Origin of the sequence: uncultured Tenacibaculum sp., assembly GCF_947499065.1 — a bacterium.
Taxonomy (GTDB): Bacteria; Bacteroidota; Bacteroidia; order Flavobacteriales; family Flavobacteriaceae; genus Polaribacter.
In genome coordinates this window covers 82,157-95,293 of sequence record NZ_CANMMT010000001.1, presented here as the reverse complement: position 1 = coordinate 95,293, position 13,137 = coordinate 82,157, and the positions used below count along the sequence as shown (strand labels likewise).

The following is a 13,137-nucleotide window of genomic DNA, read 5'->3' as shown; positions in this document are numbered from 1 at the left end:
ATTTTTTGTTTAATTATTTTTTGATTATCTTAAACAAAATAAAATTTAAAGAGTTTTAAATATTGGATAATAAAGAGAAAATAGTAGTAGTTTGGTTTAAGAGAGATCTTCGTTTACAAGATAACGAAGCGGTTTATAATGCTCTTAATTCTGATAAAAAAATACTATTTGTTTATCTTTTTGAAAATAGTCTTTTGAGTGATGAGCATTATTCAGAAAGGCATTGGAACTTTATTAAAGAGTCGATAAGAGATCTTAACTCTGAATTGTTGAAATACAATACAAGAGTTCTATCAGTGAAATCGGATGTGATTCCTTTTTTCAGGTATTTAAAATCACAAAAAAATATTACAGAAGTTTATTCGCATTTAGAAACAGGAATTTTAAAAACCTATAATAGAGATAAATCATTTAAAAGATTTTGTGTAAACAATTTGATAGAATGGAAAGAAAATGTCCATAATGGAGTATTTCGAGGTAGAAAAAATAGAGAACATTGGAAGGAAGATTGGGAATCATATATGGAAAAAGAAACCTTTCCTTTTACACCTACAAATGCAGAATTTATAAGAAGTGAAGAAATTGACCTTTTAACAAAAAACTTAAAAGAAGTAGACTTAAGCACGGAAAAGAGCAATTTTCAAGTAGGAGGTAGAGGTACTGGTATAAAATATATGCATAGCTTTTTCAATAATCGTTATAAAAATTATGCAAGACATATATCAAAGCCTAATGAAGCAAGAGAAAGTTGTAGTCGATTATCGCCATATATAGCGTGGGGAAATCTTTCAGTAAGAGAAGTTTTTCAACAAGTAAAAACAATAAGACCAAAAGTGCAAAATAAGAGAGCTTTAGATGCATTTGCTTCTCGATTGCGATGGCAAGCACATTTTATACAAAAGTTTGAAATGGAGTGTATCATGGAAAGAGAAAGTATAAATAAAGGATTTCGAAAATTAAAAAAAGATGTAACAGAAAAATATGTAAAGGGTTGGAAAGAAGGTAAAACAGGAATCCCTTTTATAGATGCTTGTATGCGTTGTTTAATAACTACTGGGTATTTAAATTTTAGAATGCGAGCAATGTTGGTATCCTTTTTTACACATAATTTATGGCAGCCATGGCAAGAAGCATCTAAATATTTATCAAAGTTATTTTTAGACTTCGAACCGGGAATTCATTTTCCTCAACTGCAAATGCAGGCAGGTGAAACAGGTATCAATACTATTAGAATTTATAATCCAATAAAAAACGGATTAGAGCATGATCCAGATGCCATATTTATAAGTAAATGGGTACCCGAATTGGCAGGTTTACCATTAATGTTCAAGCATCAACCTTTTAAAATGACCGAATTGGAACAAAAACTTTACAGTTTTAGTTTAGGAAAAGATTATCCAAAGCCAATAGTAGATGTAGAGGCATCAAGAAAAAAAGCATCGGATATTATTTGGGGATTAAAAAAAGATCCAGACGTAATAAGAGAAAGCTTAAGAATTATAAACAAACACATAATTAAATAATATGCTGTTCAATATAACATACACGGATAAAGATGATTTAGCAGAAATCAATTCATTAGTAGGGAAACCTATGAGTTTTATCCAATCGCTAAAGTTAAGAGGGGTAGGTTCGGGAAGAATGATTGTGGAAGAAGTAAGTGCTAATCTCCAAAAAATATTAACCAAAGTGAATGAATTAGACTACGGTAGCATAGAGTTAAGACCTAATGGAGTAATAGTTTATATAACAAAGCAAATGAGAAGGTTTTGTTTGGTAGTGCCTTACTATAAGTTAGTAGTGTTTAATGATACATTTTTTAGTATTCACTCAGATAATAGTTTTATAAGGTTTCGTAAGGACATAAAATTTAAAGAAAATAAAAAGTTTATAGATAAAATGATGAATTTGAAGGGAGTAAAAACACAAAATCATTTTTTATGAATGAAAGAATGTTAGATAGAATAATAGAGATGGCTTGGGAAGATAGAACCACATTTGATGCAATTCAATATCAATTTGGTTTAAAAGAACAAGAAGTGATTGTTTTAATGAGACAACAACTTAAGCCATCAAGTTTTAGATTATGGAGAAAGAGAGTTCAAGGAAGGAAAACAAAGCATGAACTTAAAAGAACCTTTATAAAAGGAAGGTTTAAATGTAGTAGACAAAGAAATATTAGTAATAATAAGGTTTCGAAACGATAATTATGTTAAAACATAAACTAGGAATTACAAGAAAAGAACATTTTAATGCGGCACATAGACTGCATAACCCAAATTGGACTTTGGAAAAAAATAAAGAAGTTTTCGGAAAATGTAATAACCCGAATTTCCATGGGCATAACTATGAATTGGAAGTAACAATAATTGGAGAAATTGATGAGGATACAGGTTATGTGATAGATACAAAAAAGTTATCTAAACATATAAAAGAAGAAATATTAGAGCCGTTTGATCATAAGAATTTAAACATAGAAGTAGAAGAATTTAAAAAGTTGAATCCTACGGTAGAAAACATAGCAATAGTAATTTACAATAAGTTGCGAAGCGTACTTCGTAACGATTTAGAAATTAAAATTAAACTTTATGAAACACCAAGAAACTTTGTTGAATATCCCTACTAAAAGCAACTTTACAGGATTGAGTGTTGAAGAAATAGGTGATGATCATTTATACACAGGAATAGAAACACCTATGGTGCCAGATGCTTTTTTGATTTCTAATGAAGAAAAGAAGGAAAAAATAGCAGGTTTGTTCAGGGAAATAATGGAAACTATGGGATTAGATTTGTCTGACGATTCTCTAAAAGGGACTCCAAAAAGAGTTGCTAAAATGTATATTGAAGAGATTTTTTCAGGACTAAATCCAGCTAATAAACCTAAGATAGCGTTGTTTGATAACAAGTATCAGTACAACCAAATGTTGGTTGAGAAAAATATTAGTTTTTATTCAAATTGTGAGCATCATTTTGTACCCATAATGGGAAAAGCACATGTAGCTTATATTTCATCGGGGAAAGTAATAGGGCTTTCTAAACTAAATAGAATCGTACAATATTATGCTAAAAGACCTCAAGTACAAGAACGGCTTACCAACCAAATAGCAAGAGATTTACAAGAAATACTAGAAACAGAAGATGTAGCGGTTATTATAGAAGCAAAACATCTATGTGTCTCATCAAGAGGAGTAAAAGACGATTCTTCAGAAACAGTAACCTGTTTTTATGGAGGTAGTTTTAATACATCAAAGAAAATTGTTGAACTTCAAAATTATTTAAAATGAGTACAGTAAATTTAATTCAAGAAGCATTAGATTTTGAAAAAAATCATAAGAAGTTAAGAACTAGAAATGATAAAATTTTAGCATCAAGGAAAGCGAAAGAAATCATTTTATCAATAAATGAAATCTATAAAAAAACGAAAGATAAAAGCTTGATGGATATCATGAAACGCCTAACATTAATTAAGCAAAAGGTAGAAAAAAGATTAAAAGGTAGGTTATGAAAACAATTGTAGTAGTAGGAGGAAGTAAGGGGATTGGAAAAGCAATAGTAGATAGTTTAAAAGAGACTACAAAAATTATTAATATAAGTAGAACTTCTACAGAAACACATTCCAACATCATAAACTATGAATGTGATATTACAACAGATGAGTTACCTGTATTGGAAGAAATACATGGTTTAGTTTATTGCCCTGGAAGCATCAATTTAAAACCATTTAAACGCTTAACTCTTGATGATTTTCAAAATGATTTTAATATCAATGTAAAAGGGGCAATAAAAACCATAAAAGCTTATGAAGACGTATTGTCTAAAAATAACAGTAGTGTAGTTTTTTTTAGCACAGTAGCGTCAAAATTAGGAATGCCTTTTCATGCTAGTGTTGCATGTAGTAAATCGGCAATAGAAGGATTAACAAAGTCCTTAGCGGCTGAATATGCTACAAAGATTCGCTTTAATGGAATAGCACCAACAATAACCGATACAACTTTAGCGGCAAGATTGTTAAGGAATGAAAAGCAACAAGAAATAATGAAAGAAAGGCATCCGTTGAAGAAAATATTAGAACCAACGGAGGTGGCAGATTTAGCTTGCTTTTTACTATCGAATAAAACAGCAGGAATAACTGGACAAATAATTCCGATAGATGCAGGAATAGTAAGTGTAAAAATTTAAAATAAGAAAAAATGAAGTGGTTAATATTAATAAGTGTTTTTTTCTTTGTTAGTGACGAAATTGTGGTTTTTGATAAAGCACAAAATTCTCAAAAATGGTATATCACAAACGATGTGGTTATGGGAGGATTATCGAAATCATCAATGGAGGTAAACAAAGAAGGTAAAGCAGTTTTTTCAGGAGAAGTGTCAACAGAAAATAATGGTGGATTTGCAATGACTAGATTACCATTAGCTATCAATTTAGATGGTGAAAAATCAAAAATTGTGCTAAATTTAAAAGGTGATGGTAAAGAATATCAGTTAAGGTTGAAAGCAAGTAGAAGTCAACGTTTTTGGTATGTGCATAAGTTTCAAACTACTACTGAAAACCAAGAAATAGAATTACCTTTAGCAGATTTTTACCCGTCATTTAGAGGGTATACATTAGATTTAGCGAATTTTTCAGGAAATCAGTTAAAGGAAATAGCAATACTAATAGGAAATAAAAAGAATGAATCATTCAATCTAGAAATAGAAAAAATAACCATCAGGTAAATGAAATTATTAAAAATAACAATACTTATGACATTATTTAGTTTTTTAGGAAATGCACAAACAAAAGAACCTAAAGAATCTTTGTATACGCTAAAAATAGAAGGAATATCAGGAGATGATTTGAATTTAAATCAATACAAAGGAAAAAAGATATTGTTTGTTAATGTAGCTTCTAAATGTGGGTTTACAAATCAATATGATGGATTACAAGAGTTGTATACAAAGTATAAAGATAAATTAGTGGTTATAGGGTTGCCATGTAATCAATTTGGCGCTCAAGAACCAGGTACAAAAACAGAGATACAATCATTTTGTAGGTTAAACTATGGAGTCGATTTTCTTATGACAGAAAAAATAGAAGTAAAAGGAGAAAATCAACATCCAATTTACCAATGGCTTACACAAAAGTCTAAAAACGGAAAAATGAATTCTTCTGTAAAATGGAATTTTCAAAAATACCTTGTAGATGAAGAGGGAAGGTTGATAGATGTGTTTTATTCTATAACAAAACCTATGAGTAGTAAAATAACTAAACTGTTGTAAAGTGGTTCAAATCAAAAAACACTCAGGAATATATACTTTAACTACAGAACAGGTTTTAGGTGTTTCTCTTGAAAAAGCATGGAGTTTTTTTAGTGCTCCTCAAAATTTAGAAAAGATAACACCATCACATATGGGGTTTCAAATAACATCTGATGTAGATAAAAAAGCGTATGCAGGGCAAATTATAACTTATAAAGTAGGAATTTTACCAGGCGTAAAGTCTAGTTGGATTACTGAAATAACACAAGTTAAAGATGAACAGTTTTTTATTGACGAACAGCGTTTTGGACCTTATAAAATGTGGCATCACGAGCATTGGTTTGAAGAATTATCAGAAGGAAGAACATTAATGAAAGACAAAATTTCGTATAAAATTCCATTTGGTTTTTTAGGACACATAGCACAAAGTGTTTTTATAAAAAAACAGCTTAAAAATATTTTCGAACACAGATACAGTACTTTAGAAAAGTTGTTTAATGGAAAATAAGATAGTTGTTTTTTGGTTTCGTAGAGATTTACGATTGAATGATAATAAAGCGTTAAGTATAGCGCTTAGTTCAGGTTATAAAGTACTACCTATTTTTATTTTTGATGAAGATATTCTTGATAAGTTACCTAAGGATGATGCTCGTGTAAACTTTATTCATCAAGAGTTAAAAAATATAGATGAAACATTAAAACAGCATCAATCATCATTATTGGTTTTAAAAGGAAAACCAATAGATGTTTGGCAAAAATTAGTTGAAGAGTATGAGGTAGCAAAGGTTTTTGCAAATAAAGATTACGAACCTTATGCAATACATCGAGATACTCAAATACAGTCCTTTTTAAATGAGAAAGGAATAGAATTTAATTCGTTTAAAGATCAAGTAATTTTTGAAAAAGATGAGGTTGTTAAAGAAGACGGAACTCCTTATACTGTGTACACTCCTTATAAAAATAAATGGTTAAAAGCTTTTAAGGAAGAAGAACATACACAAGAATATAAACTTGAGTTTTCTAATTTTCTAGAGATTTCAAAAGCGTTTCCTGCTATAGAAACTATTGGGTTTAAAGAGAGTGTTATAAGGGTAAAGCCTTATAATTTAACCCAAATAGCGACTTATGATGAAACTAGAGATTTCCCTTCAAAAAACACGACTTCTTATGCTTCTCCACACTTGCGTTTTGGAACAGTAAGCGTAAGAAAAATGGTGAAAAAAGCACTTCAGTTAAATAGCACCTTTTTAAATGAATTGATTTGGCGTGAGTTTTTTATGCAAATTCTCTATCATTTCCCAAAAGTAGTTACTCATAATTTTAAGCAAAAATATGATGCAGTTCCATGGAGAAATAACAAAGAGGATTTTGAAAAATGGTGTAATGGAGAAACAGGATATCCAATGGTAGATGCAGGAATGCGAGAACTGAATGAAACTGGGTATATGCACAATAGAGTACGTATGATAACTGCTGGTTTTTTATGTAAGCATTTACTTATCGATTGGCGTTGGGGAGAAGCATATTTTGCAGAAAAACTATTAGATTATGATTTGTCTGCAAATAATGGGAATTGGCAGTGGGCAGCAGGAACAGGATGCGATGCAGCTCCTTACTTTAGAGTTTTTAATCCATCAGAACAATTAAAAAAGTTTGATAAAAACTTAGTGTATGTGAAGAAATGGGTAAAAGATTTTGAAGAGCTTACCTATCCACAACCAATGGTAGAACACAAATTTGCAAGAGAACGAGCAATTAGCACTTATAAAGAAGCCTTAGCGAATGTTTTATAAGGCTTTACTTTTTGAAACTATAATTTCAGGTAGATTTCTTTGAAACCAAGATTTGATTTCTTTATAGTCTTCTTCTTTAATTTCAAGGAAGGAAATTAATTTTTCATTATCATGATATAGAACTCTAATCTCATTAGGAGATATATTTAATTCTTTTAAATTAAAAAGGTTAAATATTCGTTTTTCTTTTCCACTTTTGTAGTAAACAGATTTTTCTTTTATTTCAAAACTGGCAGTTTTTATTAAAAAACTATTAGAGATACCTAGAAAAAATAAGATTGCCCATAGTAGAATAATATTTATGTTAGGAGATTTTGTAAACATTATATATAAGCATAATCCAATTGATAAAATAGTTAGAAACACTATAGATGAATCTTTACTTGAGTAATCATTTTGACTCGCAAAAATTATAATATTATCGTCTCTATGTTTTTTAGTTTTTTTAAAAAAGAAGCTAAGTATTAAAAAAACTAACAAGCAAGAAAGAAAAATTGTAAAATATTTAGAAGGGATTTTATCTATGTATAAGTTTATATCAAAATCAAATTTTTCTTTAAGAAGATAGAGAATGATAGGGATACCAATAGGGGCTAATAAATTTTTATATTCTTTTTCCATTTTTTTTCATAAAAATAAAAAAGGTTCAAAGAAATACAAACTTTGAACCTTTTTTAATGATTTTATAAACTAGTAGTTATACTACATATTCTTTAGCTTTATCTAATACTTTAGGTAAACCTCCTGGGTTTTTACCACCAGCAGTAGCAAAGAAATTTTGTCCACCACCACCACCGTGGATATACTTTCCTAATTCACGAACTACTTTACCAGCATCATAACCACGTTCGTTAGCTAACTCTTTAGATATATAACAAGTTAACATTGCTTTTTCTGGAGTAGCTGAAGTAGCAAATAATAAGAACAGGTTTTTGTGTTCGCCACCTAATTCAAACATTAGGTTTTTAATACTATTTTGATCTAAATCTACTTTAGTAGCTAAGAACTGAACACCATTAACTTCCTCTAATTGATTTTTAATGTCTCCTTTCATGTTTTTAGCTTTGTCCTTTAAAAGCTGCTCTATTTGCTTTTTTAAGGCAGTATTTTCAGTTTGTAAGTTGTTTACAGACTTAGCAACATCTTTAGGGTTTTTTAGTAACTGTTTTACAGCAGTAAAATTACGTTCAACATCTTCAAAATATTCTCCAACAGCTACGTTAGTAATTGCTTCAATACGTCTAATACCAGCAGCAACAGCTCCTTCTGATTTTATTTTGAAATACCAAATATCACCTGTTTGCTGTACGTGAGTACCTCCACATAATTCCATTGATTGTCCAAACTTAATAGCACGAACACTATCTCCATACTTTTCACCGAACAATGCTATTGCACCTTCATCAATAGCTTGTTGCATAGGAATACTTCTTCTTTCTATTAAAGGTAAGTTTTCACGAATACGAGCATTTACAAATTCTTCAATTTCTTGTAGTTGATCTTTGTCTACTTTTGAGAAGTGAGAAAAGTCAAAACGTAAATAATCTGGGCTAACTAACGATCCTTTTTGCTCTACATGTGTTCCTAAAATAGAACGTAATGCTTGATGCAATAAATGTGTAGCAGTATGATTGCTTGCAGATAAACGTCTAAATTCATCATTTACAACTGCCTTAAACGTTTCATTTAAGTTTTTAGGAAGGTTTTTAGTAAAGTGAATAATTACGTTGTTTTCTTTTTTAGTATCTACTACATAAATAACATCACCATTAGAAAACTCAATATATCCTTTATCACCAACTTGTCCACCACCTTCTGGGTAAAACGGAGTCATGTTGAATACCAATTGGTATTGGTCTCCATCTTTTTTGGTAGTAACTTTTCTATAACGAGTTAGTTTTACATCAACACTAAGTGTATCGTAACCAACAAATTCTTCAACTTCATCTTCAATTAATACAATCCAATCACCAGTTTCACTTGCCGATGCAGCACGAGAACGATCTTTCTGAGCTTTCATTCCTGCATTGAACTCTTCTTCATTAATCTCGTATCCTTTCTCACGAGCAATAAGCTGTGTTAAGTCTAACGGGAAACCATAAGTATCATATAATTCAAAGGCTTTCTTACCAGAAACTGTTTTACCTTCAGTAGTTTCAATTACTCTATCTAGTAATAATAAACCTTGATCTAAAGTTCTTAAAAAAGAAGCTTCTTCTTCTTTTATTACATTATGAACTAATGAATATTGTTTTCTAATTTCAGGAAAAGCATCTCCCATTTGGTGAGATAAAGTTTCCGCTAACTTGTATATAAATGGTTCTTTTTTGTTTAAGAAAGTAAATCCATAACGAATAGCTCTACGTAAAATTCTTCTAATTACATAACCAGCACCATTATTGCTAGGTAATTGACCATCGGCAATAGCAAAGGCTACGGCACGAACGTGATCTGAAATTACACGAATTGCAATGTCTATTTTTTCATCTTTACCGTAAGAAATTCCAGTAATTGTTTCAACTTCTCTAATTAACGGTGTAAATACATCTGTATCATAATTAGATTGAACATTTTGTAAAACCATACATAAACGCTCAAATCCCATACCTGTATCAATATGCTTTGCAGGTAAATCTTCTAATGAACCATTAGCTTTACGGTTGAATTGCATGAAAACTAAGTTCCATATTTCAACAACTTGAGGATGGTCTTCGTTAACTAATGTTTTACCATCAATTTTAGCTTTTTCTTCAGCCGAACGAATATCAACATGAATTTCTGAACATGGACCACAAGGACCTTGATCACCCATTTCCCAGAAATTATCTTTTTTATTTCCCATTAAGATACGATCTTCAGAAATGTATTGTTTCCATAAATCGTATGCTTCTTGATCCATTTTAGTACCGTCTTTTTCGTCACCTTCAAAAACAGTTACATATAAAATGTCTTTATCTATTTTATAAACTTCGGTTAATAATTCCCAAGCCCAAGCAATTGCTTCTTTTTTAAAGTAATCACCAAAACTCCAGTTTCCTAACATTTCAAACATGGTGTGGTGATAAGTGTCATAACCAACCTCTTCCAAGTCGTTGTGCTTACCAGAAACACGTAAACATTTTTGAGAATCTGAGATTCGATTATTTTTTGGAGTGGCATTCCCTAAAAAAAACTCTTTAAAAGGCGCCATACCAGAGTTGGTAAACATTAAAGTAGGATCGTTCTTTAACACCATAGGTGCCGAAGGAACGATGTCGTGTTGTTTTGATTTAAAAAATTCTAAAAATTTAGCTCTAATATCCTGAGATTTCATACAACTCTAGTATCTTAATTCTGTTAAATTATCATTAAAAAACCGCTTTAGAAAAGAAGTTTTAAAACATTTTGTAAATTTGTGAGTTTCTAAACATAACCCCTTAAAACAAGTTGCTCGTTTAAAGAGCACAAAAATAGTACATTTAGCATTATGGCGAAAGTAAAATATTATTACGACCCAGAGACTTTATCATATCGAAAAATAGAAGCTAAGAAAAGTGAAACTTATAAGAAATCTTTTTTAGGAATTATAAGTGCTTTATTAATTGCATTTTTCGGTTTTATTGGGTTTAGCCAATTCTTAATGTCGCCTAAAGAAAGAGCTCAAAAGAGAGAGTTAGATAATTTGAAATTACATTATGAGTTACTTTCAAAGAAAATGGAAGAGAGTTCTAATGTTTTAAGAGAGTTACAAGAACGTGATAATAATATTTATAGAACTTATTTTGAAGCAAGTCCTATTCCCGAAGAACAGCGTAAAGCAGGGTTTGGTGGAGTAAATAGATATAAACATTTAGAAGGATTTGATAATTCTGAAATGGTAAAAAATGTGACTAAAGATTTAGATGTATTAGCTAAACAAATGGTGGTACAATCTAAGTCCTTAGATGAAATTGTTTCTTTAGCAAAAGAAAAAGAAAAAATGTTGGCTTCAATACCAGCTATTCAACCTGTGAAAAACGAGGATTTAAAAAGAATGGCTTCTGGTTATGGAATGCGTTTGCACCCAATATTAAAATCTTGGAGAATGCACAACGGTATGGATTTTACTGCTCCAACTGGTACTCCAATTTTTGCTTCTGGAAATGGTAAGATTAAAAAAGCACATCGTAGTTCTACTTTTGGAAAAGTAGTTTATATAGATCATGGATATGGTTACGAAACTATTTATGCACACATGAGTAAGATTGTAGCTAAGAAAGGGCAGAAAGTAAAACGTGGCGATTTAATTGGTTATGTTGGAAATACTGGGCGTTCTGCTGCTCCTCACTTACATTATGAAGTACACAAAAACGGTAGAGCTGTAAATCCTATTTATTATTACTATGGCGATTTAACTCCTGAAGAGTTCGTAGCAATGCAAAAAGCATCTCAACAAAAAGGACAATCTTACGATTAATCATTAATTGGCTATGAATAATGTATATTGATTTACCTGATAAAAGATATTATAAGATTGGAGAAGTAGCCAAAGCTTTTGGAGTAAATGTTTCTTTAATACGTTTTTGGGATAATGAATTTGAAGTAATTAAACCTAAAAAGAATGCAAAAGGGAATAGGTTATTTACCAAAGAAGATGTTGAAAACTTCAAATTAATATACAATTTAGTCAAAGAAAGAGGTTTTACTTTAGATGGTGCGAGGCAAAAACTAAAGAAAAATCCTAAAGAGGTTGTTAATAACCACGAAATTATTAGTCGATTAGAAGCGGTTAAAGCTGAATTGCAAAAAATCAAGAATCAATTATAATAAAAAATAGAAAATGTAGTTGCTTACTTTAAGTAATTAGATTGTTGTGTTTTTCTAACTCATACAATTTAGAAATTGTTAATTCAACTCATTTTATAATGATAAAAAAAAGCCTAATTCTACTATCATTTTTGTTAATTGCTAGTTGTCAAAATTTTGGACAGTTAAAAGTATTAGCCAGTTTACCCGATATTTTAGAAGAAGTTTCTGGAGTTCAAAAAATTAAGAATTCAGATTTATTATGGATGCTTAATGATAGTGGGAATGCTCCTGTTATTTACGGTGTTGATACCAAAGGAAATATTATAAGAGAAGTAGTTGTAAACGCTAAAAACCACGATTGGGAAGATCTTACTTCTGATGATGAAGGGAACTTGTATATTGCTGATTTTGGTAACAATGGTAACAAGAGAAAGAATTTAAAAATCTTGAAAATTAAGAATGAAGATTTATTAAATAATGATGAGGTTGATGTTGAAAAAATAAAGTTCTCATATCCTAATCAGGAAAAGTTTCCACCTAAAAAGAAGAAACGTTTTTTTGATGCTGAAAGCTTGTTGTATAAAGATGGTTCGTTATACATTTTTACTAAAAGCAGAGTAAAAGGAAACTACGGAGAAACTAGTTTATATAAAATTCCAGCAGTAAAAGGACGTTACACAGCAAAATATGTTTCATCTTTTGAAGCTTGTAGCGATTTTCATTGTTGGATTACTTCCGCAGCAATATCACCAGATGGGAAAAAAGTTGTTTTATTAAATCACCAATCGGTTTATTTATTTACAAATTTTAAAGGTGATAATTTTATATCAGGAGATGTAAAAGAACTTCCTTTAGGACATGTTTCTCAAAAAGAGAGTGTTGCTTTTAAAGATAACAATACCCTCTTTATTGCTGATGAGAGAGACCATTTAGAAGGAGGAATGTTGTATGAGTTTAGCTTAAATAAAGCTCAATAACATCATTGCCCAACCAACAATTAATAATAAGCCACCTAAAGGAGTAATTGGCCCTAAAAACTTCATTTTTTTACCTTTTGCATCAGACAATACCAAACCGTAAATGCTAAAAGAAAAAAGGATGATTCCTAAAATAAAAGACCAACCCATTAATTGATTTGGAGTAGAAAAGTTTGTACCTACAAAAAGCAATACAATTGCATGATACATTTGATATTTTACTCCAGTTTCAAACGATTTTAATTGATCGTCTGATAATATCTTTTTTAAAGCATGTGCTCCAAAAGCACCAAAAATTACAGCTAACATTCCGAAAATAGCTCCAGAAATTAATATAGTTTGTTGTGTTATCATAAGAAGAAA

Annotated in this window: 17 protein-coding genes; 14 read left to right on the top strand and 3 right to left on the bottom strand. The window is 30.4% G+C overall.

The genetic code is table 11. From position 1 onward, the window contains the following. Positions 1-62 precede the first annotated feature (62 nt). The 11 genes from Q0958_RS00445 to Q0958_RS00395 are packed head-to-tail and all read left to right on the top strand — an operon-like array spanning position 63 to position 7,030. Entirely contained in the window at positions 63-1,523 is a 1,461-nt protein-coding gene (locus tag Q0958_RS00445; RefSeq protein ID WP_299118327.1) for an FAD-binding domain-containing protein, read from the top strand. Between the two features lies 1 nt (position 1,524). Continuing rightward, positions 1,525-1,944, top strand: a complete 420-nt coding sequence (locus Q0958_RS00440; protein ID WP_299118325.1) for a hypothetical protein — start codon at positions 1,525-1,527, stop codon at positions 1,942-1,944. Further along, entirely contained in the window at positions 1,941-2,207 is a 267-nt protein-coding gene (locus Q0958_RS00435; RefSeq protein WP_150899923.1) for a TIGR03643 family protein, read from the top strand. The genes Q0958_RS00440 and Q0958_RS00435 overlap by 4 nt, the downstream gene beginning before the upstream one ends. Before the next feature lie 2 nt (positions 2,208-2,209). Then, on the top strand, positions 2,210-2,626 hold the full coding sequence (locus tag Q0958_RS00430; RefSeq protein WP_150899924.1) for a 6-carboxytetrahydropterin synthase: 417 nt from the start codon (positions 2,210-2,212) through the stop codon (positions 2,624-2,626). Further along, positions 2,589-3,284 carry a GTP cyclohydrolase I FolE gene (gene folE, locus Q0958_RS00425; protein ID WP_299118319.1) on the top strand — a complete coding sequence of 232 codons (696 nt, stop codon included), beginning with the start codon at positions 2,589-2,591 and terminating at the stop codon, positions 3,282-3,284. The genes Q0958_RS00430 and folE overlap by 38 nt, the downstream gene beginning before the upstream one ends. Beyond that, entirely contained in the window at positions 3,281-3,505 is a 225-nt protein-coding gene (locus tag Q0958_RS00420) for a hypothetical protein (RefSeq protein WP_150899926.1), read from the top strand. The genes folE and Q0958_RS00420 overlap by 4 nt, the downstream gene beginning before the upstream one ends. Next, on the top strand, positions 3,502-4,179 hold the full coding sequence (locus Q0958_RS00415) for an SDR family oxidoreductase (RefSeq protein WP_299118316.1): 678 nt from the start codon (positions 3,502-3,504) through the stop codon (positions 4,177-4,179). Before Q0958_RS00420 ends, Q0958_RS00415 begins: the two co-directional genes overlap by 4 nt. A gap of 11 nt (positions 4,180-4,190) precedes the next feature. After that, complete coding sequence (locus Q0958_RS00410; RefSeq protein ID WP_299118315.1) at positions 4,191-4,715, top strand: CIA30 family protein; 525 nt, start codon at positions 4,191-4,193, stop codon at positions 4,713-4,715. Between the two features lie 27 nt (positions 4,716-4,742). Beyond that, on the top strand, positions 4,743-5,258 hold the full coding sequence (locus Q0958_RS00405) for a glutathione peroxidase (protein WP_299119961.1): 516 nt from the start codon (positions 4,743-4,745) through the stop codon (positions 5,256-5,258). A 1-nt stretch (position 5,259) separates the two neighbouring features. Beyond that, entirely contained in the window at positions 5,260-5,745 is a 486-nt protein-coding gene (locus Q0958_RS00400; RefSeq protein ID WP_299118313.1) for an SRPBCC family protein, read from the top strand. After that, positions 5,735-7,030 (top strand): deoxyribodipyrimidine photo-lyase, encoded by a 1,296-nt coding sequence (locus Q0958_RS00395; protein WP_299118312.1) that lies wholly within the window; start codon positions 5,735-5,737, stop codon positions 7,028-7,030. Before Q0958_RS00400 ends, Q0958_RS00395 begins: the two co-directional genes overlap by 11 nt. Here the strand turns inward: Q0958_RS00395 and Q0958_RS00390 are convergent. Together Q0958_RS00390 and alaS are read right to left on the bottom strand one after the other, a co-directional pair. Then, positions 7,025-7,651, bottom strand: a complete 627-nt coding sequence (locus Q0958_RS00390; protein ID WP_299118311.1) for a hypothetical protein — start codon at positions 7,649-7,651, stop codon at positions 7,025-7,027. The two genes, Q0958_RS00395 and Q0958_RS00390, sit on opposite strands and share 6 nt — an antisense overlap. 76 nt (positions 7,652-7,727) lie before the next feature. Then, on the bottom strand, positions 7,728-10,343 hold the full coding sequence (gene alaS / locus Q0958_RS00385; protein ID WP_299118310.1) for an alanine--tRNA ligase: 2,616 nt from the start codon (positions 10,341-10,343) through the stop codon (positions 7,728-7,730). A gap of 153 nt (positions 10,344-10,496) precedes the next feature. Here alaS and Q0958_RS00380 point away from each other — a divergent pair, with 153 nt between their 5' ends. From Q0958_RS00380 to Q0958_RS00370, 3 genes are all read left to right on the top strand, one after another. Continuing rightward, positions 10,497-11,465 (top strand): M23 family metallopeptidase, encoded by a 969-nt coding sequence (locus Q0958_RS00380; protein ID WP_150899934.1) that lies wholly within the window; start codon positions 10,497-10,499, stop codon positions 11,463-11,465. Positions 11,466-11,485: 20 nt separating this feature from the next. Further along, positions 11,486-11,815, top strand: coding sequence for a MerR family transcriptional regulator (locus Q0958_RS00375; protein ID WP_150899935.1), 330 nt, complete (start codon positions 11,486-11,488; stop codon positions 11,813-11,815). A 98-nt stretch (positions 11,816-11,913) separates the two neighbouring features. After that, a complete protein-coding gene (locus Q0958_RS00370) occupies positions 11,914-12,774 on the top strand; it encodes a hypothetical protein (protein ID WP_299118309.1) in 861 nt (286 codons plus the stop codon). Here Q0958_RS00370 and Q0958_RS00365 read toward each other — a convergent pair. Beyond that, on the bottom strand, positions 12,757-13,128 hold the full coding sequence (locus tag Q0958_RS00365; RefSeq protein ID WP_150899937.1) for a DUF423 domain-containing protein: 372 nt from the start codon (positions 13,126-13,128) through the stop codon (positions 12,757-12,759). The two genes, Q0958_RS00370 and Q0958_RS00365, sit on opposite strands and share 18 nt — an antisense overlap. Positions 13,129-13,137 lie beyond the last annotated feature (9 nt).